This is a genomic window from Streptomyces sp. NPDC012825, assembly GCF_042900925.1.
Taxonomy (GTDB): domain Bacteria; phylum Actinomycetota; class Actinomycetes; order Streptomycetales; family Streptomycetaceae; genus Streptomyces.
Genome location: NZ_JBIBBZ010000029.1, coordinates 1 through 25253, shown reverse-complemented (window position 1 = coordinate 25253; position 25253 = coordinate 1). Strand labels below are relative to the sequence as shown.

Annotated in this window: 24 protein-coding genes, 1 tRNA gene and 1 pseudogene; 12 read left to right on the top strand and 14 right to left on the bottom strand. The window is 73.5% G+C overall.

The window, feature by feature from the left end:
* Positions 1–47 precede the first annotated feature (47 nt).
* The 3 genes from ACFY7E_RS31400 to ACFY7E_RS31390 form a co-directional block, all read right to left on the bottom strand.
* Positions 48–857: a polysaccharide deacetylase family protein gene (locus ACFY7E_RS31400; protein WP_389490891.1), complete on the bottom strand. Its 810-nt coding sequence runs from the start codon at positions 855–857 to the stop codon at positions 48–50.
* On the bottom strand, positions 854–2176 hold the full coding sequence (locus ACFY7E_RS31395) for a glycosyltransferase (RefSeq protein WP_389490888.1): 1323 nt from the start codon (positions 2174–2176) through the stop codon (positions 854–856). The genes ACFY7E_RS31400 and ACFY7E_RS31395 overlap by 4 nt, the downstream gene beginning before the upstream one ends.
* Before the next feature lie 167 nt (positions 2177–2343).
* On the bottom strand, positions 2344–3420 hold the full coding sequence (locus tag ACFY7E_RS31390) for a GNAT family N-acetyltransferase (protein ID WP_389490935.1): 1077 nt from the start codon (positions 3418–3420) through the stop codon (positions 2344–2346).
* Between the two features lie 208 nt (positions 3421–3628).
* Here ACFY7E_RS31390 and ACFY7E_RS31385 point away from each other — a divergent pair.
* The 3 genes and pseudogenes from ACFY7E_RS31385 to ACFY7E_RS31375 all read left to right on the top strand — a co-directional run.
* Positions 3629–3811: pseudogene (locus ACFY7E_RS31385) on the top strand (hypothetical protein); the annotation flags it as partial.
* Positions 3812–3853: 42 nt separating this feature from the next.
* Positions 3854–4204: a VOC family protein gene (locus ACFY7E_RS31380; protein WP_389490885.1), complete on the top strand. Its 351-nt coding sequence runs from the start codon at positions 3854–3856 to the stop codon at positions 4202–4204.
* Positions 4205–4218: 14 nt separating this feature from the next.
* Positions 4219–4752: an NUDIX hydrolase gene (locus ACFY7E_RS31375; protein WP_389490882.1), complete on the top strand. Its 534-nt coding sequence runs from the start codon at positions 4219–4221 to the stop codon at positions 4750–4752.
* A gap of 55 nt (positions 4753–4807) precedes the next feature.
* Here the strand turns inward: ACFY7E_RS31375 and ACFY7E_RS31370 are convergent, their stop codons facing one another.
* The 5 genes from ACFY7E_RS31370 to hutU are packed head-to-tail and all read right to left on the bottom strand — an operon-like array spanning position 4808 to position 11167.
* A complete protein-coding gene (locus ACFY7E_RS31370) occupies positions 4808–5536 on the bottom strand; it encodes a hypothetical protein (protein ID WP_389490879.1) in 729 nt (242 codons plus the stop codon).
* Between the two features lie 48 nt (positions 5537–5584).
* Complete coding sequence (gene hutI / locus ACFY7E_RS31365; protein WP_389490876.1) at positions 5585–6892, bottom strand: imidazolonepropionase; 1308 nt, start codon at positions 6890–6892, stop codon at positions 5585–5587.
* Positions 6893–6909: 17 nt separating this feature from the next.
* The gene (locus ACFY7E_RS31360; RefSeq protein WP_389490873.1) at positions 6910–8250 is read right to left on the bottom strand and encodes a formimidoylglutamate deiminase; all 1341 of its coding nucleotides are present in this window, start codon (positions 8248–8250) and stop codon (positions 6910–6912) included.
* A complete protein-coding gene (locus ACFY7E_RS31355) occupies positions 8241–9470 on the bottom strand; it encodes an allantoate amidohydrolase (RefSeq protein WP_389490932.1) in 1230 nt (409 codons plus the stop codon). The genes ACFY7E_RS31360 and ACFY7E_RS31355 overlap by 10 nt, the downstream gene beginning before the upstream one ends.
* 17 nt (positions 9471–9487) lie before the next feature.
* A complete protein-coding gene (hutU, locus tag ACFY7E_RS31350; protein ID WP_389490870.1) occupies positions 9488–11167 on the bottom strand; it encodes a urocanate hydratase in 1680 nt (559 codons plus the stop codon).
* Positions 11168–11330: 163 nt separating this feature from the next.
* Between hutU and ACFY7E_RS31345 the strand changes: the two genes are divergently transcribed.
* From ACFY7E_RS31345 to ACFY7E_RS31320, 6 genes are all read left to right on the top strand, one after another.
* Positions 11331–12740 (top strand): diaminopimelate decarboxylase, encoded by a 1410-nt coding sequence (locus tag ACFY7E_RS31345; RefSeq protein WP_389490867.1) that lies wholly within the window; start codon positions 11331–11333, stop codon positions 12738–12740.
* 32 nt (positions 12741–12772) lie between these two features.
* The gene (locus ACFY7E_RS31340) at positions 12773–13267 is read left to right on the top strand and encodes an SRPBCC family protein (RefSeq protein ID WP_389490864.1); all 495 of its coding nucleotides are present in this window, start codon (positions 12773–12775) and stop codon (positions 13265–13267) included.
* 164 nt (positions 13268–13431) lie between these two features.
* Positions 13432–13839 carry a hypothetical protein gene (locus ACFY7E_RS31335; protein ID WP_389490861.1) on the top strand — a complete coding sequence of 136 codons (408 nt, stop codon included), beginning with the start codon at positions 13432–13434 and terminating at the stop codon, positions 13837–13839.
* Complete coding sequence (locus tag ACFY7E_RS31330) at positions 13836–14618, top strand: transcriptional regulator (protein ID WP_389490859.1); 783 nt, start codon at positions 13836–13838, stop codon at positions 14616–14618. The genes ACFY7E_RS31335 and ACFY7E_RS31330 overlap by 4 nt, the downstream gene beginning before the upstream one ends.
* A 41-nt stretch (positions 14619–14659) precedes the next feature.
* Positions 14660–15160: a roadblock/LC7 domain-containing protein gene (locus tag ACFY7E_RS31325; protein WP_389490856.1), complete on the top strand. Its 501-nt coding sequence runs from the start codon at positions 14660–14662 to the stop codon at positions 15158–15160.
* 41 nt (positions 15161–15201) lie between these two features.
* On the top strand, positions 15202–15573 hold the full coding sequence (locus ACFY7E_RS31320; RefSeq protein WP_125667118.1) for a hypothetical protein: 372 nt from the start codon (positions 15202–15204) through the stop codon (positions 15571–15573).
* Between the two features lie 22 nt (positions 15574–15595).
* Here the strand turns inward: ACFY7E_RS31320 and ACFY7E_RS31315 are convergent, their stop codons facing one another.
* Positions 15596–16447 carry a MurR/RpiR family transcriptional regulator gene (locus ACFY7E_RS31315; protein WP_389490852.1) on the bottom strand — a complete coding sequence of 284 codons (852 nt, stop codon included), beginning with the start codon at positions 16445–16447 and terminating at the stop codon, positions 15596–15598.
* A gap of 371 nt (positions 16448–16818) precedes the next feature.
* Positions 16819–18207: a cystathionine beta-synthase gene (locus ACFY7E_RS31310; protein WP_383441988.1), complete on the bottom strand. Its 1389-nt coding sequence runs from the start codon at positions 18205–18207 to the stop codon at positions 16819–16821.
* A 103-nt stretch (positions 18208–18310) separates the two neighbouring features.
* On the opposite strand from ACFY7E_RS31310, the gene ACFY7E_RS31305 reads away from it, so the two are divergent.
* The 3 genes from ACFY7E_RS31305 to ACFY7E_RS31295 all read left to right on the top strand — a co-directional run bounded on the left by ACFY7E_RS31305 (position 18311) and on the right by ACFY7E_RS31295 (position 21893).
* Positions 18311–19348: an SGNH/GDSL hydrolase family protein gene (locus ACFY7E_RS31305; protein WP_389490848.1), complete on the top strand. Its 1038-nt coding sequence runs from the start codon at positions 18311–18313 to the stop codon at positions 19346–19348.
* A gap of 204 nt (positions 19349–19552) precedes the next feature.
* Complete coding sequence (locus ACFY7E_RS31300) at positions 19553–20773, top strand: acetyl-CoA C-acetyltransferase (protein WP_389490845.1); 1221 nt, start codon at positions 19553–19555, stop codon at positions 20771–20773.
* Positions 20774–21074: 301 nt separating this feature from the next.
* Positions 21075–21893 (top strand): hypothetical protein, encoded by an 819-nt coding sequence (locus ACFY7E_RS31295; protein ID WP_389490842.1) that lies wholly within the window; start codon positions 21075–21077, stop codon positions 21891–21893.
* A gap of 16 nt (positions 21894–21909) precedes the next feature.
* Here the strand turns inward: ACFY7E_RS31295 and ACFY7E_RS31290 are convergent, their stop codons facing one another.
* The 4 genes from ACFY7E_RS31290 to ACFY7E_RS31275 form a co-directional block, all read right to left on the bottom strand.
* Positions 21910–22239 carry a hypothetical protein gene (locus tag ACFY7E_RS31290; RefSeq protein WP_389490840.1) on the bottom strand — a complete coding sequence of 110 codons (330 nt, stop codon included), beginning with the start codon at positions 22237–22239 and terminating at the stop codon, positions 21910–21912.
* A gap of 114 nt (positions 22240–22353) precedes the next feature.
* Positions 22354–23256 (bottom strand): Bax inhibitor-1/YccA family protein, encoded by a 903-nt coding sequence (locus ACFY7E_RS31285; protein ID WP_389490838.1) that lies wholly within the window; start codon positions 23254–23256, stop codon positions 22354–22356.
* Positions 23257–23427: 171 nt separating this feature from the next.
* On the bottom strand, positions 23428–24810 hold the full coding sequence (locus ACFY7E_RS31280) for a DUF2079 domain-containing protein (RefSeq protein WP_389490836.1): 1383 nt from the start codon (positions 24808–24810) through the stop codon (positions 23428–23430).
* Positions 24811–25117: 307 nt separating this feature from the next.
* A tRNA-Leu gene (locus tag ACFY7E_RS31275) sits at positions 25118–25202 on the bottom strand.
* Between the last annotated feature and the right edge of the window lie 51 nt (positions 25203–25253).

Genomic DNA, 25253 nt, shown 5'->3' with positions numbered 1-25253 from the left:
CTCCCTTTCCTTACGGGTGACTTGCCATCCCCGCCCGGTCCTGCGGCTCAGCCGGCGAACTCGGGTCCCCTCAGCAGGGCGCGGGCCCTGCGGTACGTCCGCCAGCCGACCGTGGCCGGCGAATCCCGGTACGGGGCGGTCCTCGCGCCCCGCCCCTCCATCCACCGCTCCACGTCGGCGGTGGTGTGGGTGCGGCGCACGATGAGCCGGGCGATGCGGTGGACCTCGTCGCGCCGGGAGCTCAGGGCGTGCCGGACGGCGACCGCCGAGGTGTATCCGGCGGCGGCGGCGGCCCGCCGGACGGCGGGGCTGTTGTAGCCGTGCGGGTAGGCGAGGTGGACCACCTCGTGCCCGAGGACGTCCTCCAACGCGGCCTTCGAATCGCGCAGTTCGCGGCGCAGGGCGTTCGGCGCGAGGGTGTCGAGCTGCGGGTGGGTGACGGTGTGGCCGCCGACCTCCATGCCGTACTCCTCCAGGCGCGGTGCCTGCGCGAGGGTCATCATCGGCGCGGGCGGCAGCAGGCAGGGCCGGCCGGGGGTGAGGGCGCCGGTGGTGAGGTACGCCGTGGCCGGCAGGCCCCGGGTGGCGAGCGCCTCGGCGGTCGGCCCGGCCAGGTCGGCGAAGCCGTCGTCGAAGGTGAGGACGACGGGCCGGTCCGGCAGCGGGGCCCCGGAGACGAGGTGCGCGGCCAGGGTGCCGATGGTGACCGGGGTGCGTCCGCAGGCGACGACGGCGTCGAGCTGCGAGGCGAACTCCTTGGGCCCGACCGTGAATTCGGCGATCCAGTCCGGCGGGTCCTCCATGACGGCGTGGTAGAGGAGGACGGGTATCCGGGCGGGGAGGGGGGCTCCGGTCATCGGGGGTTCCTCCCCCGCCGCGCCGCGACACGGGCCTTCGCGTATCCGATCGGGCCGTGGAGCATGCCGCGTCGCTCCAGTCGGGAGAGGCCGGGGGGCCAGGGGTGGCGGGTGCCGTGCTCGCCGGGGACACCGCTCCCGGCCCCGCCCCGCCGGGCGGTCGTCGCGCGGGCGTGCGCGAGGCCGCGCGGGAGGCGGACGAGGAGCGCGGGCAGCAGACGGGGCCGGCGGACCAGGGTCGCGGTGAGGTACGCGGTGAGGCCGGCGCCGTAGCCGTACGCCTGGTTCCGCAGGTCCTGCCAGGTGTCGCGGTGGTGGTGCCAGACGAGGGCGTCCGGGGTGTAGCGGAGCCGGAAGCCGGCGGAGAGGACGGCGACGAAGGCGTACAGGTCGTCACCGCCCCTCGCCGCCGTCCCGGTGCCGGTGGCCGGGTCGAAGCCGCCGGCCCGGCGCAGGGCGTCGGCGCGGAAGGCCATGTTGGCGCCGGAGCCGAAGCCGCCGGCGGTGAACGGGAAGAGGGGTTCGTCGGCGGGCGGCCGGGCCGGGTCGTACAGGCGCGGGGCGAAGCCCTTGGCGAACCCGCCGTGCGATTCGAGGAGGACCTGGGCGGGGGTGGCGAGCCGGGCGGGCAGGATCAGGCCGGTGACGCAGCCGAGGCCGGGGTCGGCGGCGAAGGGGGCGGTGAGGGCGGTCAGCCAGTGCGGGTCGGCGACGACGTCGTCGTCGGTGAAGGCGAGGACGGTGCCGTCGGCGGCGGCGGCTCCGGTGTTGTGGGCGGCGGCGAGACCGGGGACGTCCTCGCGGACGTACCGGACGCGGCCGGCGTACGCGCGGGCGATCAGGTCACGGGTGTCCGTGGTCCGGGGCGCGTTGTCGACGACGACGATCCTGAAGTCGGGGTGGTCCTGGGCGAGGAGCGAGTCGAGGGCACGGGCGAGCGGCTCGGGGCGCTCACGGGTGGCGACGACCACGGAGGTACGGGGCGGGGCGGCCCCACCGGCCTCCTTCCGGACCTCCGCGAGACGCTCGGCGTGGGAGGGGGGAATGGTCCGGGCGAGTCGCTCGGCGTCGGAGGGGGGCGCGGTCCGGGCGAGCCGTTCCCGGGCGAGGGCGGCGAGCGCCTCGGCGGGGTCCTCGCCGTCCGCGACGGTCCCGACGACGGTGGCGGCGGGCCGGCCCCGGAGCCGTACGAGCGCGTAGACGTCACCGCCCTTCACCTCCGGCCCGCCGGGCGCGGCCCGGAACGCCAGGACGGGCCCCTCGGGCCCGGCGAGGTCGAGCTCGGCGACGGAGAGGGGCCGGGGGGCGGGGGGATTCAACGGGGCCTCCCGAGGGACGTATGTGCGGGCGGGCGTAAGGGGCACGGGCGGGTCGAAGGGGTCCGGATGGGGGTGAGGGGCGCGGGTGATCCGGCCAGGACTGGAGGGGCCCGGATGGGCGTAAGGAGCACGGAGGAACCGGATGGACCCGGGAGGGCCCGGAAGGGTCACCCCCCACCCCGCAGACGGGCGAGCCGGTTGAGGGCGGTGCGGCCGTGGGCGGCGAGGGCGGGGCGGGAGCGGACGAAGGCGTGGAGGCGCCGGGCGGGTTCGCGCCGCAGCCGGTGCAGGGCGGCGCGGGCGCCGGGGCGGACGGCGGCCCCCTCGTACACCGTCAGCTCCCCGGTCTTGAGGGCGTCCTTGTACTCGGCGTCGCCGCGCCCCAGGTCGAGGACGCCGATCCCGGCGGCGGCCGCGGCCTCGGCCATGCGCAGGTGGAGGACGAGGCCGGGCGAGTACTTGGCGAACGCGGGGTCGTAGGCGGGGAACCAGCAGGACAGGACGGTCGCGGACCGGAGCCCGAAGTGGGCGGCGACGGGCCGTTCGCCCGCGTACAGCACGGACAGCACGCCGGAGCAGCCGGGGGTGCGAAGCGTGTGCAGACGCCGGACGAGGACGTTGATCCACTCCTTGGCGAAGCGGTCGCGGCGGCCGGTCCTGCGGTACTGGGCGGACTTCCACGCCATGAGGGTGCGCAGGGCGGCCGGGTCGCGTTCGTCGAAGACGAAGCGGACGCCGCCGTCGGTCCGGCGGGCGAGCCGTCGCTCCTTGGCGAGGGTGGTCTTCAGGAACTTGGGCGACCGGACGCGCAGGAGGGCCTCGTAGGCGGCGTATCCCTCGCCGACGTCGATCACGGGGGAGGCGAAGGACTCGACGGCGGCGTCCCGGAAGAGGTCCTGGCCGTCCTCCAGGTTGTCGAACTCCCACGCCGCGAGCCCGCAGTGGCGCAGCAGGGCGCGTGCGCCGGGCCGCAGTCCGTCCCGCAGGACGGCCCCCTGGCTGTCGGAGACGCCGAACCCGATGGCCCGGCCCTGCCCCAACGGCCCCTTCTCGTAAGGGAAGAACCCGACGGGCTCGTCCCCGTCCCACCAGACGGCGACCCGCGCGCGGGGCCGCACCTCGGCCACCGCGCGCGTGAACTCCGGTTCCATGAACGGATTGGCGGGCGCACCGGACTCGGCCCGCAGCTTCCGCCAGGCCTCGACCTCGCGCGCGCTCAGCTCCCCCGGCCTCACGACCCGCATGCGGACAGCGCTCACCCTGCCGACCCCCGGTCTTCCCCCTGAGTCCTGCCAGGACAGGACGGTACCGGCCCGCAACGCCCGGAGACAGGGATACTCGTCCTTTCCGTGACCGACCCGTGAAGGCGGGGACACGGCGAAGTCCCGGGCGAGTGAACGCACTTCACGGCCGTCGCCGCCGAAACCCCGTGGTCACGGCGGGGAGGGGCCGGATACCGCCGGCGCTCCTCCTCCGGAAGAGAGCGACACGGAGTTCCTGGCCAAGCACCCGGTCCGGCAGGCGGGCGGGCGGGCGGGCGGGCGGACGATCCTCGAACTGTGGGTGCCGGCGGAGGAGCCGGAGGAGTTCAACGCGCATATCGTGGGGGAGATCCGGGTGGTCCACGAGTTCCGTGAACCGTCGCCGAGTGTCGTTTCCCGTGCCGAGGAGTACCCGATGAGCGTGCGCCGCGCAGTCCCCAACCTCCGGACCGGCTCCCCGGAGGAGAACAAGGACTTCTACGGTCTCCTCGGTTTCGAGCAGGTCATGGACCACGGCTGGATCGCGACCCTCGCCTCGCCCGCCGTCCCCGCCGTCCAGGTCAGCCTGATGGGCGCGGATCCGACCGCCCCCGTCTCCCCCGATCTGAGCGTGGAGGTGGAGGACGTGGACGCGGTGTACGCGGCGGTGCGGGCGGCGGGGGTCGAGGTCGTGCACCCGTTGACGGACGAGGAGTGGGGTGTGCGGCGCTTCTTCGTAAGGGATCCGGACGGCCGGGTGGTCAACGTGCTGGGCCACCGGGACTGAGAGGAGAACCGGTCGTGCGCTGGAAGGTCCACGGGGAGCGCCCGCTCCACGAGTACCCCTGGGTGAACCTGTGGCTCGCCGATGTCGAGCGGCCCGACGGGCAGCGGGACGAGTACTACGTGGTCAAGCTCCGCGACCTCGCCGTCGCGGCCGTCGTCAACGACCGCCGCGAGGTCCTGATGATGTGGCGCCACCGCTTCGTCACCGACGTCTGGGCCTGGGAGCTGCCCATGGGCCTGGTCGAGGACGGCGAGACCCCGGCGGAGGCGGCGGCCCGCGAGGTCCTGGAGGAGACGGGCTGGCGCCCCGGCCCCCTCACCCCGTTGGTCTACTCGGAGCCGGCCAACGGCATCACCGACTCCCGGCACCACGTCTTCCGCGCCGCCGGCGCCGCGTACGAGGGCCCGCCGACCGAGCTCAACGAGTCGGACCGCATCGAGTGGATCCCCCTCGCGGACGTCCGGGGCATGATCGCCCGCCGCGAGATCGTGAGCGGCGCGACCCTGGTGGGGTTGTTGCAGGTGCTGCTGGACGAGGTCTCGGGCTGATCCGGGGCGGACCGGGCCGGCCGGCCCCGTCCCCGGGCCCTGGGGTCCGGACCGGTCAGGAGGGCGCGGCGGCGCGGTTCTGTCCGCGCCTGACGTCGGTGATGCGCACGTCCTCCGTCTCCGGGGCCCCGAAGGGCTCGACGCGTACCCGGTGGGGGGTGCCGGTGATCTCCAGGACCAGGTTGTCGCCCATGAAGCGGAGGTCGAGCCGGGCGCGGGGGGAGCCGTCGTGGTCCGGCATCCGGTGGATGCGGGACGGCGGGTGGTCCAGGCCCGTCAGCTTCCGCCGCAGTGCCGGGTAGTCGGCCGGGCCCGTGCCGTCGAACGCCGCGAGGACGCGCTCGGCGTGCGCGTCGCCCGCGCACGCGTCCAGCGGGTTCAGCGGCACCTCCTCGACGGGTCCGGTCCTGGTGGGGACCGGGTCCGGGTCGGACGGCGGCTCCGGGGCGTCCAGGGGGACCGGGCCGCCCTTCGGCAGGTTCCGGTTCCGTGGCGGGATCGTGCCCTCCGGGGTCGGCTCCAGGGGTCCCCAGCCGCCCGGGTCGCACTCGTACAGGATGCGGGCGGACACGGCCAGGTGGCGCGCCTCCGGGTCGGGGTCCGTCGCCAGGCCGTCCGACGGGAGCGACCGCTTCGGCGCCGGTGTCTTCGAGGCGCCGGCACCCACGGCGGACACCTCGGCGGAGGTCGCACCGGTGGAGGTCTCCGTGCCGCAGGCGGTCAGGGCCACGCTGCCGAGTGCGACGGCCAGGGCGGTCCTCGTGAGGCGGTTCGGGGTCCTCATGCGGGAATCATGCGAGCGGACGAACGCCGCCCACATGAGTACCCGTACTCAACGCGAGCCGTGGGGAAACGGACTGTGACCTGCCGTTTCCGGTGTCGCGGCGGCCCCTCGGACCACCCGCACGCCCCTCCGCCACACCTCCGACACCAGCGGCACCCCCGGCCGGTAGGCCAGGTGGACGTGGGACGGGGCGTTCAGGAGGGTGAGGTCGGCGCGGGTGCCGGGGGTGAGGCGGCCGACGTCCGTGCGGCGGAGGGCCGCCGCACCGCCCGCCGTGGCGGACCAGAGGGCCTCGTCGGGGGTCATGCCCATGTCCCGGACCGCCAGGGCGACGCAGAAGGGGACGGAGGAGGTGAAGGAGGAGCCCGGGTTGCAGTCCGTGGAGAGGGCGACCGTGACGCCCGCGTCCAGGAGGCGGCGGGCGTCCGGCCACTCGGCGCGGGTGGAGAACTCCGCCCCCGGGAGGAGGGTGGCGACCGTGTTCCCCGAGGCCAGCGCGTCCACGTCCGCGTCCGTCAGGTGCGTGCAGTGGTCGGCGCTCGCCGCGTCCAGTTCCACCGCCAGTTGGACGCCGGGGCCGTAGGACAGCTGGTTGGCGTGGATGCGGGGGTGGAGGCCCTTCGCCCTGCCCGCCGTCAGGATCGCGCGGGCCTGGTCCCCGTCGAAGGCGCCCTTCTCGCAGAAGACGTCCACCCAGCGGGCGTACGGGGCGCAGGCGTCCAGCATCGGGCCGGTGACCAGCTCGACGTAGGCCGCCGGGTCGTCGGCGTGGTCCGGGGGGACGATGTGCGCGCCGAGGTACGTGACCTCGTCGGTGTGCTCGGCGGCGATGCGCAGGGCGCGGGCCTCGTCCTCGACCGTCAGGCCGTAGCCGGACTTCGTCTCGAAGGTGGTCGTGCCCTGGGCGAGGGCCTCGCGCAGGTAGCGGGCGACGTTCGCCGACAGGGCCTCGTCGCTCGCCGCGCGCGTCGCCGCCACGGTCGTGCGGATGCCGCCCGCCTCGTACGGCCGCCCGGACATGCGGGCGTTGAACTCGGCCGTGCGGTCGCCCGCGAAGACCAGGTGCGAGTGGGAGTCGACGAAACCGGGGATCACCGCCCGGCCGCCCGCGTCGACCCGGTTGTCAGTGGTCGGTGCTTTGCTGGATTCACCGACCCAGACGATCCGGTCGCCTTCGATCACGACGGCCGCGTTCTGGATCAGGCCCAGGGGGCTTCCGTCACTGAGGGAGGGGTCGTTCGTGACCAGGCTGGCGATGTTGACGATGGCGGTGGCGGGGGTCGCCACGGCGCTGTTCGCGCTCGTGGGGGCGGAGGTCGCCGCCGTGCTGTTCCTCGTCTCGGGGCCGGTGTTCATGGTGAGGGGGGTCTCCTTCAGCCGCGCAGGGCGGCGATCGAGTCGGCGAGGGCCCGGGGCACGTCCGGTACGGACTGGTGGACCCCGTCCCGTACGACGTGCCGGCCGCCCACGACCGTGTGCCGCACGTCCGCTGCCGACGCCGCGAATACCGCCGTCTCGGCTGCCAGACGCGGTGCCGGTCCCGCTGTCCTGACGGAGTCCAGGGCGATCGTCGTGAAGTCGGCGAGGGCGCCCGGCGTCAGTTCGCCGGCCTCCTGCCGGCCCAGGGCCGCGTGGCCGTCCGCGCTCGCCGCGCGGAGCAGCGCCGCCGCCGTCCAGTGGCCCCGGGTGCGGGTGCGCAGGCGCTCGTTCAGCTCCATGGCCCGCGCCTCTTCGAGGAGGTCGACGACCGCGTGGCTGTCGCTGCCCAGGGAGAGGGGGGAGCCGGCGCGCTGGAGGTCCACCGCCGGGCCGATGCCGTCCGCGAGGTCGCGTTCGGTCGTCGGGCACATGCAGGTGCCGGTGGAGGACGAGCCGAGGAGGGCGATGTCGCCGGGGGTGAGGTGGGTGTTGTGGACCCCGGTGGTCCGGGGGCCGAGCACACCGTGTTCGGAGAGGAGTTGCGTGGGGGTGAGGCCGTGGGCCGCCAGGCAGGCGTCGTTCTCGGCGGTCTGCTCCGAGAGGTGCACGTGGAGGGGGGCCTCCCGCCGCCGGGCCCAGTCGGCCACCGTGGCCAGCTGGTCCGCCGGGACGGCCCGTACGGAGTGGATCGCCGCCCCGATCCGTACGCCGTCCCGCTCCTGGAGCGCCGACGCCCGCTCGGCCCAGGCGTCCGCCGTGCCGTCGGTGAAGCGGAGCTGGTGGTGCTCGGGGGCGGCGCCGAAGCCGGAGGAGAGGTAGGCGGTGTCGAGGAGGGTGAGGCGGACGCCGGCCTCGGCGGCGGCCGCGATCAGGGCCTCGCCCATGGCGTTGGGGTCGGCGTACGGGGTGCCGCCGGGGGCGTGGTGGAGGTAGTGGAACTCGCCGACGGAGGTGATGCCGGCGAGCGCCATCTCCGCGTACACCGCGCGGGCCAGGGCGAAGTAGCTGTCGGGGGTGAGGCGCTGGGCGATCTTGTACATGGTGTCGCGCCAGGTCCAGAAGGTGCCGGAGCCGACCTGGACGGTGCCGCGCAGGGCGCGGTGGAAGGCGTGCGAGTGGGCGTTGGCCAGGCCCGGGATCGTCAGGCCGCGCAGGACCTCCGCGCCCGGGGGCGGGGTCTCCGCCCCCGTGCGGACCGACGTGATCCGGCCGTCCGCCACCTCCAGGGCGACGCCCGGCTCGACGACGGGGTCGATCCAGGCGTGCTCCAGCCAGTACGTGGTCGTCAGCGGCACGCCAGCTCCTCCAGTACGTCGGCGAGTGCGCGGACCCCGGCCAGGCAGTCGTCCTCGGCCGCGAACTCGGCCGGGGAGTGCGAGACGCCCGTGGGGTTGCGCACGAACAGCATGGCGGTCGGGATCGATTCGGACAAAATACCCGCGTCGTGGCCCGCGCCCGTGCCGAGGACCGGGACCTTGCCCGAGGGCCCCGTGGTGCCGGCGGTGCTCGCGGCCGAGTCGCCCAGGATCCGGGACAGCTCGTCGCGCAGGGCGTGCGAGAAGTCCACGACCGGAGTGAAGGACTCGCGGACGACGGTGAGGTCGATGCCGTGGCGGTCGGCGTAGTCGCGGGCCGCCGTCTCGACGCCCGCGACGACCGCGTCCAGGGCGTCCTGGTCGGCGGCGCGCGCGTCGAGCCAGCCGCGCACGAGGGAGGGGATGGCGTTGACGCCGTTCGGCTCGACCGCGATCTTGCCGAAGGTGGCGACGGCGCCCGCGAGTTCGGCCTCGCGGCGGGCGGCGAGGACGGTCTCGGCGTAGGTGAGCATCGGGTCACGGCGGTCGACCAGGCGGGTGGTGCCCGCGTGGTTGGCCTCGCCGGCGAAGTCGTACCGCCAGCGGCCGTGCGGCCAGATGGCGGAGGCGATGCCGACGGCGTCGCCGGACAGGTCCAGGGCCCGGCCCTGCTCGACGTGGAGTTCCACGAAGGCGCCGATGCGGGCGAGCCGTTCGGGGTCGGGGCCGATGGCGTCGGGGTCGTACCCGGCGGCCTCCATGGCCTGCGGGAGGCTGGTCCCGTCGGCGTCGCGCAGCTCGTACGCCTGCTCCTTCGTCAGCCGCCCGGCGGTGAGGCGGGAGCCGACGCAGGCGAGGCCGAAGCGGGCGCCCTCCTCGTCGCCGAAGTTGACGATGGCGAGGGGGCGCTTGAACGAGACGCCCCGGGAGCGCAGTTCGTCCAGCGCGGCGAAGGAGGAGACGACGCCGAGGGGGCCGTCGAAGGCACCGCCGTCGGGGACGGAGTCCAGGTGGGAGCCGGTGACGACGGCGTCGCCGGCCGTCGGGTCGCCGAGCCAGGCCCACTGGTTGCCGTTGCGGTCGGTCTCGACGTCCAGGCGGCGGGCCTCGGCCTGCATCCGGAACCAGAGGCGGCAGTCGGCGTCGGCGTCCGTCCAGGCGTAGCGGCGGTAGCCGCCGGAGGCGGCGCTGCGGCCGAGGGGCCGCAGCGACCGCCACATGGCGTGGAAGGTCTCGCTCACGCGGAGGCCCCGGAAGCGTCGTCGCCCTCGCGCATCGGGACGCGGACGCCCTTCTCGTCGGCGACCCGCTCGGCGATGTCGTAACCGGCGTCGACGTGGCGGATGACGCCCATGCCCGGGTCGTTCGTCAGCACGCGGCGGATCTTCTCGCCCGCCAGCGGGGTGCCGTCGGCCACCGAGACCTGGCCCGCGTGGATCGAGCGGCCCATGCCGACGCCGCCGCCGTGGTGGAGGGAGACCCAGGAGGCGCCGGAGGCGACGTTGACCATGGCGTTGAGCAGCGGCCAGTCGGCGATGGCGTCGGAGCCGTCGAGCATGGCCTCGGTCTCGCGGTACGGGGAGGCGACCGAGCCGCAGTCCAGGTGGTCGCGGCCGATGGCGAGGGGGGCGGCGAGGGTGCCGTCGGCGACCATGTCGTTGAACATGGCGCCGGCCTTGTCGCGCTCGCCCTGGCCGAGCCAGCAGATGCGGGCGGGCAGGCCCTGGAAGTGGACGCGCTCGCCGGCCATCCTGATCCAGCGGTGCAGCGACTCGTTCTCGGGGAAGAGGTCGAGGATCGCCTTGTCCGTCTTGTGGATGTCGCTCGCCTCGCCGGAGAGGGCGGCCCAGCGGAACGGGCCCTTGCCCTCGCAGAACAGCGGGCGGATGTACGCCGGGACGAAGCCGGGGAAGGCGAAGGCGCGGTCGTAGCCGGCGAGCTGGGCCTCGCCCCGGATCGAGTTGCCGTAGTCGAAGACCTCGGCGCCCGCGTCCATGAAGCCGACCATGGCCTCGACGTGCCGGGCCATCGACTCGCGGGCCCGGGTCGTGAACCCGGCCGGGTCCTTCGCCGCCGCGTCGGCCATGTCCTCGAAGGCGACGCCGGCCGGGAGGTAGGAGAGCGGGTCGTGGGCGGAGGTCTGGTCCGTCACGATGTCGATCGGGGCGCCCTCGGCCAGCATGCGGGGCAGCAGCTCGGCGGCGTTGCCGAGGAGGCCGATGGAGAGCGGGCGGCGGGCGTCGCGGGCCTCGGTCGCCAGGGCGAGGGCGTGCTCCGGGGAGTCGGCCCTCACGTCCAGGTAGCGGTGCTCGATGCGGCGCTCGATGGCGCGCGGGTCGACGTCGATGCAGATCGCGACGCCGTCGTTCATCGTCACGGCGAGCGGCTGGGCGCCGCCCATGCCGCCGAGACCGGCGGTCAGGGTGATGGTCCCGGCCAGGGTGCCGCCGAACTTCTTGGCGGCGACGGCGGCGAAGGTCTCGTACGTGCCCTGGAGGATGCCCTGGGTGCCGATGTAGATCCAGGAGCCGGCCGTCATCTGGCCGTACATGGTGAGGCCGAGCTGCTCCAGGCGCCGGAACTCCTCCCAGTTCGCCCAGTCGCCGACCAGGTTGGAGTTGGCGATGAGGACGCGGGGGGCCCACTCGTGGGTCTGCATGACGCCGACCGGGCGGCCGGACTGGACGAGCATCGTCTCGTCCTGCTTGAGGGTGCGCAGGGTGCGGACCATCGCGTCGAAGGAGCGCCAGTCGCGGGCGGCCTTGCCGGTGCCGCCGTAGACGACGAGCTTGTCGGGGTGCTCGGCGACCTCGGGGTCCAGGTTGTTCTGGAGCATCCGGAGGGCGGCCTCCTGCTGCCATCCCAGGGCGCTCAGTTCCGTACCGCGCGGGGCCCGTACGGGGCGGGGTCCTGACATGGCGGTGCCTCCTCGAATGTCGTTCAGATATTCACATCCTGGCGGCATGAATAGTTGTAGTCAACAGGGCCCGGCGAGAGGTCGGCGCCCGCACGGCGCCCGCCCGCTCCCGGACCGGCCGGAAGACGCGACGCCCTCCCGCTCCCGCACCGCATGGACGACCATGGGCCCCATGGCCTCCTCCCGTCGCGATCTCGCCGTCCGCGCCTCCGTCGACCAAGGGCTCCTCTCCCCCGCCGAACCGGTCGTCGCCCTCCTCGACACCGCCGGCATCCGCGCCTCCGCCGCCGCTCTGACCAGCGCCTTCGCCGCCGTCACCGACGCGCCCGTCCTGCACGCCTTCGCCGTGAAGGCCGCACCGCTCGTCCCCGTCCTGCGCCTGCTCCACGAGGCCGGGCTCGGGGCCGAGGTGGCGAGCCCCGGCGAGCTGGCCCTCGCCCACGCCGCCGGGATCCCGCCGGAACGCACCGTGCTCGACTCCCCCGCCAAGACCCCGGACGAGCTGCGCCGGGCCCTCGCGCTCGGGATCGCGGTCAACGCCGACAACCTCCAGGAGCTGGCCAGGATCGACGCGCTCACGGCCGCCGCGCCCAGCGCCTCACCGCTCGGTCTCCGGGTGAACCCGCAGGTAGGAGCCGGTTCCATCGGCGCGCTCTCCACCGCGACCGCCACCTCCAAGTTCGGCGTGGCGCTCCGCGACGAGGGCGCCCGCAAGGCCGTCGTCCAGGCCTTCCTCGACCGCCCCCGGCTCACCCGGCTGCACACCCACACCGGCTCCCAGGGCGTGCCGCTCGCCCTGATGGCGGAGGGGGTCGGGGAGGCGTACGCGCTCGCCGAGGAGATCAACCGGACCGCCGGCCGGCGGCAGGTCGACACCCTCGACATCGGCGGCGGCCTGCCGGTGAACTTCGCCTCCGACGAGGAGACGCCGACGTACGCGGAGTACGCGCGGCTGCTCGCCACCACCGTCCCCGGGCTCTTCGACGGCCGCTACCGTCTGGTCACCGAGTTCGGGCGCTCACTTCTGGCCAAACACGGAACGGTCCTCACCCGGGTGGAGTACACCAAGACCTCCGGGGGCCGCCCGATCGCCGTCACCCACGCGGGCGTGCAGCTCGCCACCCGTACGGTCTACGCCCCCGGCTCCTGGCCGCTGCGCGTCCTCGCGTACGACTCAGGGGGGCGGCCCCGCACCGGGGAGACCGCCGTCCAGGACGTGGCGGGCCCCGCCTGCTTCGCCGGGGACCTGATCGCCACCGGCCGTGAGCTGCCGCTGCTGCGGCCGGGGGACGTGGTGGCGGTGCCGGACACCGGCGCGTACTACTTCGCCCACCACTACGCGTACAACAGCCTGCCCCGGCCGGCGATCCACGGCTTCGCCGTGGCCGGTGACGGAACGGTGGCGTTCACGCCCGTGCGCAGGTCCCAGACGCTGGACGAGATCGTCGCCGAGGCGGGCGGGGACCTGGCGGACGCGCTGGTGCGTACGCCGACCGAACCGACCGAACCGGCCGGGACGACCGAACCGGCCGAACGGAAGGATCGAACAGAAAGAGGGCCGACAGTCCGGTAGCGCCGCCCCCGCGCCCCGGCTTCCATGAGGACATGAGTGGTGAAGGCATGACCGGAACGGGTGCGGACGGCACCTCCGTCGTCGTCGAGCGCCGGGTCGCCACCTCCCCCGGGCGGGTCTGGGAGACGATCACCGACCTGCCGGACCTGCCCCGGGTGCTGACCGGCGTCCGGAAGGTGGAGGTGCTCACCCCGGGCGGCTTCGGCGTGGGCACGCGCTGGCGCGAGACCCGGCGGACACTGGGCCGGGAGGCCACCGAGGAGATGACCGTGACCGCGTGCGAGCCGCCCGACCGGTACGTCACCGTCGCCGACTCCCACGGCACGCACCACGTCTCCGAACTCACCCTCACGCCCGACGGGACCGGGTCCACCGTCCTGCGGATGACCTTCTCCGCCCGGCCCGCGCACGGGCGCGCCCCCGGCGCCGTCGGCCGGCTGCTCGCCCGCTTCGGGGCGAAGGCCGTCGCCAGGGCGCTCGCCAAGGACCTGTCGGACGTCGCGAACGCCGTGGGGACCCGGGCCTGACGCGGACGCCCCGGCACATGTCCGCCACGACCGAGGGATCAATTTCCGTCAGACCCGGGCATGTTCCGATGGAAAATGCCAGAACACCTCCCCCGGAGCGGAACGTTCAGTAGCGTCACCGTCACTGCCGCACGTTCGCACGCCGCATCGGGAGGGGAATCCGCGTGCCCGGAATCGACGAGTGCCTGACGGAGGCCATGACCCTACCGGGTGCTCGGGGCGCCTCCCTGGTCGACTGGACCAGCGGACTCGCACTGGGGACGGCGGGCGACTCGCCCGTCGGGGACCACGAGACCACGGCCGCCGAGACCGCCGAACTGGCCCGCTCGGCGGCCGAATTCGACACCTTCCTGGCGACGGACGGCGATTCCGGAGGGGACGGGGACGACGGAGGGCCTCCCGTCGAGGACCTGATCGTCACCACCCGGGCCGGCTACCACGTCCTCCGCTTCGTGGAGACCTCCTTCGACAGCAGCGTCTTCCTCCACCTCTGGCTCGACCGCCACACCGGCAACCTCGCCCTCGCCCGGATGAGACTCCGCGACATAGCCGAGAAGCTGGTCCTCGGATGAGCGCGGTCGCCACCCCCGTCTCCCCGATGCTGGTCCGGCTCGCCGCCGAGAAGGCCACCGGCGCCCTGCTGCGCGACCACGGCACGCTCTACCTGGTGGACGGCCGGGTGGTGCACGCCGAGAGCCCCGCCGCCCCCGGCGTCGACGTCCTCCTCACCACCGGCGGCCGGCTGCCCCGGGAGAACTGGGACGAGGCCGTCGACCGGGCCGGCGCCCACCGCGCGGTCGGCCGCTTCCTGGTCGACAGCGGCCGGCTCCAGGACGGGGAGCTGGAGATCTGCCACCTCGGCGCCGTCTTCGACGCGGCCTTCTTCGCCCTCTCCCCCACCAGCGGACCGACCCGCTTCCGGTACGGGGTGGGGCACTGGTTCGGCACGGTGCGGCCGGTCTCCGCCGAGGCCGTCGAGCGCGAGACCGTACGCCGCCGCGAACTCCTCGACGCCGTCTGGCCGTACCCCGCCGTGGACACCGCCCCGGTCGTCCCCCGCCCCGCCGCCCCCGGCCAGACCGTGGGGGCGCGGCAGCGCGCCCTGCTCGCGACGGCCGACGGGGAGCGGTCCCCGGCGGAGCTGGCCAGGCTGCTGGGCCGCCCCGCCTTCCACACGCTCCTCGACGTACGGCGGCTCGCCGCCGCCGGACTCGTCGAGACCCCGCTCAGCCCCGAACCCGAACCCGAAGCCGTGCCACCGGCACCGGCCCTCTTACCCGTCCTGCCGGTGTCCGATCCCGACATCGCCCTGCTGCGCCGGCTCCGTGACGCCCTGGAGGCACACCTGTGATGAGGCGTGCCCTGCGCATGCGCGCCGAGAGGAGACAGCTCATGACGGCAGAAGCCGAGGTCCTCGGCGAGCTGAGACGGCTGCGGGCGCGGCTGCCCCAGCTCACCGGAGCCCTGGCGGCCAGCGCCGACGGCCTCGTCCTGGCCCACGACACCGTGGACGGCGAGGCGGAGAGCGTGGCCGCGCTGACCGCGGCGGCGCTCGGCGTCGGCCAGCGCCTGACCGACTCCACCGGCCAGGGCCGCTTCCGCGAACTGCTCGTACGCGGCGAGAGCGGCTACGTGGCGACGTACGCGGCGGGCGGCTCGGCCGTCCTGACGCTGCTCGCGGAGCCCCGGATCAACGTGGGGCGGCTCCACCTGGAGGCGCGCCGGTCCAGCGCCCGGATAGGCGAGCTGGTCGACGGCGCGCTGGAGCGCAGGGAGCCGAACCGCCTGGGCCAGCTCCCGCCCCCGTACCCGGGGAAGCCCCCGCACCCCGGACGGCCCCCGCACCCCGCCGGGCCCCCGGTCCGTGAGGTCCGGAGCCCCAGGACCCCGTGACCCCGTAAACCCGTAAATCCAGAAGGAAGAAGTACGACACCATGGCGAACACCGAGACCTCCCTCAAGGAAGCGGCCTCCATCGACGGCGCGATCGGCGCTGCCCTCGTCGACTACACCAGCGGCATGGCGCTCGGCACGATCGGCGGCGGCAAGGAGCTCGACCTGAACGTGGCCGCGGCCGGCAACACCGACGTCGTGCGGGCCAAGGTCCGGGCGATGGAGATGCTGGGGCTCAACGACGAGATCGAGGACATCCTCATCACCCTCGGCACCCACTACCACCTGATCCGGCTGCTCAAGGGGCGCAACACCAACGGCCTCTTCCTCTACCTGGCCCTGCACAAGGACCGGGCGAACCTGGCGATGGCCCGCCACCAGCTGAAGAAGATCGAGGCCGAGCTGGACGTCTGACGGCCGGAGGGCCGCCCGCCGCCTATTCGACGAACAGGCCCCGCGCCGCCGCCTTCGCGTCGAACTCCTCCAGGCGCGCCTGCGCGTCGGGGAGTTCGTCGGCCATGGCCTCCAGGAGGACCCGGCCGAGCATCATGGGGGCGCAGGCGGTGTCGAAGGCGAGTCCGGTGCCGACGGCGGCCGGGATGAGCAGGTCGCTGTGGGCGGCGACGGGCGCGAACGCCGAGTCGGCGACGGTCACGACCGTCAGACCGGCCGCCCGCGCGTACTCCAGCGCCTCGACGACCTCGCGCGGGTGCCGGGGCAGCGCGAAGCAGAGCAGGGCCGTCGCCCCGGCCCGTACGGCCGCGTCGACGCGGTCCGTGAGCATCGAGCCGCCCTCGTCGAGGAGCCGTACGTCCGGGTGCACCTTGGCGGCGAAGTAGGCGAAGCCGCGCGCCTGCGAGGAGGCGGCCCGCAGTCCGAGCACGGGCAGCGGCCGGGAGCGGGCGAGCAGCCGGCCGGCCCGCTCGACGGGCCGGGGGTCGGCGAGCAGCCCGGCGAGGTGCCGGAGGTTCTCGATCTCGGCGAGCACGGCCTGCTGGTACTCGTTGTGCTCCTCGCCCCCGTCCGTTCCGGTCCCGGGGCCGGCCTCGGGGGGTGCCACCTCGCGCAGGTGGCGGCGGAGCGCCGGGTACCCGTCGAAGCCGAGGGCGACGGCGAAGCGGGTCACGGAGGGCTGGCTGACCCCGGCGAGCTCGGCCAGCTCCACGCTGGACAGGAACGGCACGTCTCCGGCGCTCCGCACCATGCAGTGCGCGATCCGCCGCTGGGTCGGCGTCAGCCGGTGCCCCTCGAAGAGGGCCTGGAGCCGGCCGGCCGGGCTGTCGCTCACGTCGCCCTCCCCTTTCACCTATTCACTCACGCAACACTCTGCATAAGGATATGCACGATCTCGCGCGGGCGGTCCTGGAAGGGAGATGGACGAAGGGCCCCCGCCGGTGCGGGGGCCCTTCGTGAAGCTTGGCGCGGGGACCGCCGCACCCCCGTTGCCGGGGGGCGGGACGACGACGGTCCCCGCGAGGGACACGGGCCCGGGTCAGGGCCGGTCCGCGTCCGCGGCGTCTCTGGAGGCCCGGGAGCCGCTCCGGAAGTCCGTGACGCCGACGAGGAACAATCTGCCGGACGCGTGTTAAGCGGGTGCTGCGCGCACGTGACGCGCTCGTACCGGTTGCGCGAACTCGCCCGCGCGACCCGTGCCGGGTCCTACTTCGCGCCGCCGCCCGCCAGGAAGGCCAGCAGGTCCTGGCGGCTGACGACGCCGGTCGGCTTGCCCTCGACCAGGACGATCGCCGCGTCGGCGGACTCGCCCAGGACGGCCACCAGGTCCTCGACCGGCTCGCCGGAACCGACCTGCGGCAGCGGCGCGCTCATGTGCCGCTCCAGGGCGTCCCCCAGGGAGGCGCGCTCGGTGAAGAGGGCGTCGAGCAGCTCGCGCTCGACGACCGAGCCGACGACCTCGGCGGCCATGACGTCGGGGTGGCCGGCGCCCGGCTTCACGATGGGCATCTGGGAGACGCCGTACTCGCGCAGCACCTCGATGGCCTGGCCGACGGTCTCGTCCGGGTGCATGTGGACGAGGGAGGGCAGGCCGCCCTCCTTGTGGCGCAGGACGTCGGCGACGGTGGCGGAGGAGGTGTCCTCCAGGAAGCCGTAGTCGGCCATCCACTCGTCGCTGAAGATCTTCGACATGTAGCCGCGGCCGGAGTCCGGGAGCAGCACGACCACGACGTCGTCGGGACCGAGGCCGCGGGCGACCTCCAGGGCCGCGACCACGGCCATGCCGCAGGAGCCGCCGACGAGGAGGCCCTCCTCCTTGGCGAGGCGGCGGGTCATCTGGAAGGAGTCCTTGTCGGACACGGCCACGATCCCGTCGGCGACCTTCCGGTCGTACGCGCTGGGCCAGAAGTCCTCTCCGACGCCCTCGACCAGGTACGGACGGCCCGAGCCGCCCGAGTAGACGGAGCCCTCCGGGTCGGCGCCGATGACCTTGACGGCGCCGCCGCTGGCCTCCTTGAGGTAGTTGCCGGTGCCGGAGATGGTGCCGCCGGTGCCGACGCCCGCGACGAAGTGGGTGATCCTCCCGTCCGTCTGCTCCCACAGCTCGGGACCGGTGGTCTCGTAGTGCGAGCGCGGGTTGTTCGGGTTGGAGTACTGGTCGGGCTTCCAGGCGTTCGGCGTCTCGCGGACGAGCCGGTCCGAGACGTTGTAGTACGAGTCAGGGTGCTCCGGGTCGACGGCCGTGGGGCAGACGACGACCTCGGCGCCGTACGCGCGCAGCACGTTGATCTTGTCGAGCGACACCTTGTCGGGGCAGACGAAGATGCACTTGTAGCCCTTCTGCTGGGCCACGATCGCCAGGCCGACGCCGGTGTTGCCCGACGTGGGCTCGACGATGGTGCCGCCGGGCTTCAGCTCGCCGCTGCGCTCGGCCGCCTCGATCATCCGCAGGGCGATCCGGTCCTTGACCGACCCGCCGGGGTTGAAGTACTCGACCTTGGCCAGGACGGTCGCCTGGATGCCCTCTGTGACGTGGTTGAGCTTCACCAGCGGGGTGTTGCCGACGAGGCTGATCATCGAGTCGTGGAATTGCACCGTAATCTCCGGGGTCTCCGTAATGGTGTGGCCAGCGTATGCGTAGTCGGAGCGGGTTACGGGGCAGTTACACCCTGAACGGCTTGAAGGAGGTGACGGCCCCATGTCCAGGGCGAGGGTGGCGCGGCGGATCGCGGCGGGTGCGGCGTACGGCGGTGGGGGCATCGGGCTCCTCGGGGTCGCGGCGGTGGGGGTCCTGCTCGCCGAGGCGCACATCGCGAAGCGGACCGTGGGGGGCGGGGCGGCCCCGCTGCCGCCCGCGGCGGACGGGCTGTACGGGCGGGTGTTCGGGACGGAGGACCCGCTGCGACTGGCCCTTCTGGGTGATTCCACGGCGGCGGGCCAGGGGGTGCGCCGCACCGGCCAGACGCCGGGCGCGCTGCTCGCCTCGGGGCTCGCGGCGGTGGCGGAGCGGCCGGTCCTGCTGCGGAACGCGGCCCTGTCGGGGGCGCGCTCGGACGACCTGGAGCGGCAGGTGTCGCTGCTGCTCTCGCAGCCCCTGGGGCCGCCGGACGTGTGCGTGGTCATGATCGGGGCGAACGACGTGACGCACCGGCTGCCGGCGACGGAGTCGGTGCGGCTCCTGGCGGCGGCGGTGCGGCGGCTGCGGACGGCGGGCTCGGAGGTGGTCGTCGGCACCTGCCCGGATCTGGGCACGATCGAGCCGGTCTACCAGCCGCTGCGCTGGCTGGCCCGGCGGGCGTCGCGGCAGCTGGCGGCGGCGCAGACGATCGTGGTGGTGGAGCAGGGCGGGCGGACGGTGTCGCTCGGCGACCTGCTCGGCCCGGAGTTCGCGGCGAACCCGCGCGAGATGTTCGGGGTGGACAGCTTCCACCCGTCGGCCGAGGGGTACGCGACGGCGGCGATGGCCGTCCTGCCGACGGTCTGCGCGGTGCTCGGCGTGTGGCCGGAGGCGGACCGTCTGGAGCCGGCGCGGCGGGAGGACATGCTGCCGGTGGCGAAGGCCGCGGCCGAGGCGGTGGAAGAGGCGGGCACGGAGGTCACGGGCGCCCGGGCGCCGTGGGCCCTCCTCAAGCACCGCCGCAGGCGGCGGCTGCCGGTCGCGGCGGAGGTGGCGGAGGTCCCGGAGGGGGCCGAAGGGGCACGGGAGGCGCCCGCGTCCGAGACCCCGGCCAACTGAACGCCCGCCGGGAGCAGGGCCCCGGCGGGCCGGACCCCCGCCGGGAACAAAGCCCCGGCGGACACCGTTCCCGACGGAGAACCCCTGACTGAGCGCCCGCTTAGAAAAGAGGTCCGCATCACACGTCCGCCCCGGTGACCCGGTGCGGTACGTACGGGTAACTTCCCTTTCAGTCCGCTCACTCCGCACCCTCATGGAGCCGTGATGCCCGAAGCCGTGATCGTCTCGACCGCCCGTTCCCCCATCGGCCGGGCCTTCAAGGGCTCCCTGAAGGACCTGCGCCCGGACGACCTCACCGCGACCATCGTCCAGGCCGCCCTGGCGAAGGTGCCCGAGCTGGACCCGCGTGACATCGACGACCTGATGCTGGGCTGCGGCCTGCCCGGCGGCGAGCAGGGCAACAACCTGGGCCGGATCGTGGCCGTGCAGATGGGCATGGACCACCTGCCGGGCTGCACGATCACCCGCTACTGCTCCTCCTCGCTCCAGACCTCCCGGATGGCGCTGCACGCGATCAAGGCGGGCGAGGGCGACGTCTTCGTCTCGGCCGGCGTCGAGATGGTGTCCAGCTTCGCCAAGGGCAACTCGGACTCGCTGCCCGACACGCACAACCCGCTCTTCGCCGAGGCCGAGGCCCGCACCGCCGAGGTCGCCGCCTCCGAGGGCTCCACCTGGCACGACCCGCGCGAGGACGGCCTCGTCCCCGACGCGTACATCGCGATGGGCCAGACCGCCGAGAACCTGGCCCGCTGGAAGGGCATCGGCCGCCGGGAGATGGACGAGTTCGGCGTCCGCTCGCAGAACCTCGCCGAGCAGGCCATCAAGAACGGCTTCTGGGAGCGCGAGATCACCCCGGTGACGCTGCCGGACGGCACCGTCGTCTCGGCGGACGACGGCCCGCGCGCGGGCGTCACCCTGGAGGGCGTGCAGGGCCTCAAGCCGGTCTTCCGCCCCGACGGCCTGGTCACCGCCGGCAACTGCTGCCCGCTCAACGACGGCGCCGCCGCCCTGGTGATCATGTCCGACACCAAGGCCCGCGAGCTGGGCCTGACCCCGCTGGCCCGGATCGTCTCCACCGGCGTCTCCGGCCTCTCCCCCGAGATCATGGGCCTCGGCCCGGTCGAGGCGTCGAGGCAGGCGCTCCAGCGCGCCGGCCTCACCATCGACGACATCGACCTCGCCGAGATCAACGAGGCCTTCGCCGCCCAGGTCATCCCGTCCTACCAGGAGCTGGGCCTCGACCTGGACAAGGTGAACGTCAACGGCGGCGCCATCGCCGTCGGCCACCCCTTCGGCATGACCGGCGCCCGCATCACCGGCACCCTGATCAACAGCCTCCAGTTCCACGACAAGCAGTTCGGCCTGGAGACCATGTGCGTCGGCGGCGGCCAGGGCATGGCGATGGTCATCGAGCGGCTGAGCTGAGCCGTAGCGGAGGCGAAGTTCAGCGCGACCACAGGAGCGAGCGGCTGAGCTGACCCCGCTCTCCTCACGAGCGACGGTCAACCGCGTCGCGTCCCAGCCGTGACCGAATCTCCCCCAGGATGTGACCTACGTCCCGGGGGAGTTCGTTTTCCCAGGTCAGAGCGGTTTCGGGACTAAACACCCAGGAGAAATACCTGTCCAATTCGTGACGTAATGCACTGACAGCGGCCCCCACCTCACGACAAGCTGAGGTAGGAAGTCGGGGGATCGACTCGGAATCGGGAGTACGTCAGTGAGCGCCATGCCTCTTGCCCTGCTGCTGACCACGGCCGCTGCCACGGCCGTGGGCGCCGCCGCCCTGCACGCCGTCCGCGGTCTCCGCAAGCAGGTCACCGCCCTGCGGCGCGAGCTGGCCGCCGGGCACGGCGTCACGGTCCCCGCGGCCCGTGCCACGCCCGCCGCCGAGATACGGGCCGCGGTCGCGGAGGCCCTGGCCGAGGAGCGCGAGCGCGAGCTCGCCGAGGCGCGGGCCTTCTGGGCCGCGCAGGAGGCCCGGGACGCCGCCGACGCCCCGTCCCTGCTCGGCGGCCTCGGCGGACCGGCCGAGGACGGCTCCTTCTTCGTGCCGCGGCAGAGCGACTTCGTGGGCCTGGAGGCGATGGCCCTGGAGGCCATGGAGTCCGAGGCGGCGGCGCTCGACGGCGCGGCGGAGCCGCTGGACGAGTTCCCCGAGGACTCCCCCGAGCTGGCCGCGGCCCGGCGCCGGCACCCCTCGCACCCGGACTTCGTACCGGTGCAGACCCCGGTCGTCACCGACCACGAGCGGACGGTGGCGCGCCTGGAGGAGCTGGCCGACACGCGCACGGCCCTGACCGACGTCCGCCCGGGCCCGCTGGGCACCCTGGACGTGTACGTCTTCGCGGACGGCACCACGCTCTGCATGACCCCCGGGCACCGCGAGACCGCGGAGCGCCTCGCGGAGGCCCTGCGCGCGGGCCGCGTCCCGGTCCTGCTCGGCGGCTCGGGCGTCTCCGGCGCCTTCGCCCTGACCTTCTCGTACGGCGACACGGACGAGGAGAACGTCTACATCCTCGCGGACCGCGTGATCGCCTCCCTGTAGGGCCCGGGAACGGCCGCTACAGCCCCGAGCGCTCCAGCGCCCCCCGTACGAGTCCCACGGCCTCGTCCAGCTCTCCCTCGCGGGGGCCGGCCGGGGCCGTTCGCAGTGCCTCGGCCAGGTCGTTCCCGGCCACCGCGAGCTGGTCGCCCACGGCGAAGATCCCGGCGTCCGGCATCGTCCTGGGCTCCCGGTCCGGCTCCTCGACGCGCTGGGCGCGCACCGCGAGCTCCTGGGCGAGGGCGAGCCCCTCGGCCGCCGCACCCTGCTGGAGGCGGCTGTGCGGGGCGGCCCGCAGCCGGTCGGCGAACCGCTCCACGGCGGCGGTCAGGTCACTCGTATCAAGCACCCCGCGACCCTACGCGCCGCCCGTGCCCCCGTGCCAGGCGGCGTCCCGGGAACGCGGAAGGGCCCGCCCGGCGCGCAGCCGGACGGGCCCTTCCCCCGAGTCGGGGGCGGTGCGTCAGTCGTCGCCCTGGAGGATCGACAGCAGACGCAGCATCTCCAGGTAGATCCACACCAGGGTCATGGTGAGACCGAAGGCGGCCAGCCAGGCCTCCTCGCGCGGCGCGCCGTAGGTCACGCCGTCCTCGACCTGCTTGAAGTCGAGGGCGAGGAAGCAGGCGCCGAGGATGATGCCGATGACGCCGAACAGGATGCCGAGGCCGCCGCTGCGGAAGCCGAGGCCGTCACCGCCCGCGAAGACGGCGAACAGCAGGTTGGTCACCATGAGGAGCATGAAGCCCATCGCGGCGGCCATCACGAAGCCGTAGAAGCGCCGGTTGACCCGGATCCAGCCCAGCTTGTAGGCGATGAGCACGCCGGCGAAGACCGCCATGGTGCCCAGGACCGCCTGGATGACGACGCCGTCGGCGATGTACGTCGAGACGGCGGCCGAGATCACTCCGAGGAAGACGCCCTCGAAGGCGGCGTAGGACAGGATCAGCGCGGGCGACGGCTTGCGCTTGAAGGACTGCACGAGCGACAGGACGAGGGCGACCAGGGCGGCGCCGACGGCGATGCCGTAGGACTTGCCCAGGTTCGCCGGGTCGACCGGCAGCAGCAGCCAGGACAGGACGGCGGTGAGCACGACCGTGCCGAGCGTCATGGCCGTGCGGCTCACGACGTCGTCGATCGTCATCACGTTGCCGCGGGCCTGCTGCGGGGCGCTGAGCTGCGTGTCCTGCGGGGCGTACGGGTTGGTCGCGTACGGGTTCGTCGCGTCCCCGGCGTACGGGTTGCCGGTGGCGTACGGGTTGGTTCCGACGGCGGGGCCCCCGGCCTGCGGCTGCTGCGCGTTGAAGCCCGCGTAGCCGTTGTCGCGGCTGAACCCCCGTCGCGAGAAGACCGGGTTGCTGCTCCTCATCTCACTCCTCCATGGCGGACCGCACGGCGCGGCCTTGCGTCAAGGGTAATGCGTAGGCAAAAGAAACTCCCTAGTGCTCGGGGAGGATCTTTCCCTCATCTTCCCGCTCTTCCTCTCCGGAGGCGCGGGGTGTACGCCCCCTCCCCGGGAGCCGGTTCGGGGCGCGGTCCCTCAGGGCCGTCCACCGGGGGCGTCGACCCTCTCCAGGAGGGTTATCCCGCTCCGGCGCTCGACGAGCCGGTAGCCGGGAACGTGCGGGGCGGACGATTCCAGGGACTTCCCGGTCGCGCATTCCGGATCGGACGGATCGGCGTTGTCGTAGATCATCCACCGGGGCGGTTCCTCCGGCGCGAAGGAACGGGGGAAGAGGCAGACCTCGCTGACGGTGGTCCGGTACGCGAGCTGGGCCGCGAGGCGATTGGACGCGGCCACCGTGGCGCCGTCGGGGATCCTGCCGAGGATTTCGCCGGTCGCCCTCACGTGCTCGGACGCGACCCACGTCCGCGGCAGCACGAGTTCGTGGAACGGGGAGGTGAAGAAGGTGACGGCGGTGGCCACCGCCCCGATCACCCCGGCGTGCAGGAGCCTGCGGGTGATCGTCCGCCCCGAGGCGACGGCGTGGACCGCCGCGGCGAAGGCGACCGGCATCAGGATCGCGCTGTAGTGGAAGTCCATTCCCCAGTAGTTGGGGAAGTCCGAGGTGAAGCGCCAGCCGAGCGTCGGGAGCATGACGACCAGGAGCGGGGAGCGGATCGCCAGGAATCCGGTGGGGGCGACGAGCATGAGCAGAGTGAGCCATTTGACCGGCGGCCAGAACGTCGCCGCGGCCTTCACCAGGAGGCTCTTCTCCTGGGGTTCGGCGGGCGGCCAGTAGGCGAATTCGCCGAGCGGATTGACGGAGGGGAGGACGACGAACATCGCGAGGGCCGTCGCCGCGATCCCGAAGAGGGCGAGCGGGATTCCCGCGCGCCGGGGCCCCTTCCACGCGATGTACGCGCCGACCGCGGCCACCGTGAGTCCGAGGTCCTCCTTGACCAGGACCAGGGGAATCGCCCAGAGGACGGCCGCGCGCCACTTCTCCCGGCCGGCCGCGCACACGGAGAAGGCGAGGAGCGGGACCGCGAAGGCCACTTCGTGGAAGTCGAACTGGACGAGTTCCGCGATTCCCCAGGAGGCGCCGTAGGAAATTCCGGTCCAGTAGGCGAATTTTCGGCCCCTGACCTCGTGGGCCCATCGCGTGATCGGAATGACGGAGACCGCGACCAGGGCCGCCTGGCAGACCAGGAGCGTATAGCTCGACGGGAATGCCTTGTAGACGGGTCCAAGAATTGCGAGGATCGGGTGGAAATGGTCCCCGAGCGCGTTGTAGCCGGTTCCCTTGAGCGGCGCGTACGGGGCCGTGAACTGCGAGTAGGACTTCACTATCTGGGTGAAGATCCCCAGGTCGTACCCGGTCGTGAGCTGTATCGCGTGCCGCCGGGCGGACAGGGCGAGATAGACCAGGAAGAAAATCCCGGAAAGGAGGAGAGCGGGTTTCGAGAACCGCTGTTCCACGACCTCCGGCGCATTTCCTCGACGCGCCGTGCCACCCCCTTCCGGTGCGCGCCGCTGTGTGGGCACTACCGAAAGGTTCAGGATATTCATGTCGGCATGAGAACCTAACAGGAGGCGGAGGGGCCCCCAGGGTAACAGGGGGCAATCGGCGGCCCCCGGGCCGCGGCGACGCCCCCGCGGGCGGGCCGGCCGGGGGCGGAGGAACGGAACGGTCCGCTCCGTGCGCGAGGGGTGCCGGAGGGGGACGTCCTCCGAGCTCCCGGCGGAGGTGCCGGGCGTCCCCGCCGGTCGGCGGCACTGTCAGCGGTGGTGCCCGGAACCGGACTCGAACCGGTACGGCCCGAAGGTCAGCGAGGTTTAAGCTCGCCGTGTCTGCATTCCACCATCCGGGCGTCGCGAAGCTCCGCGTTGGCACATGACCCTATCGGGGCGCTTCCCTCGTT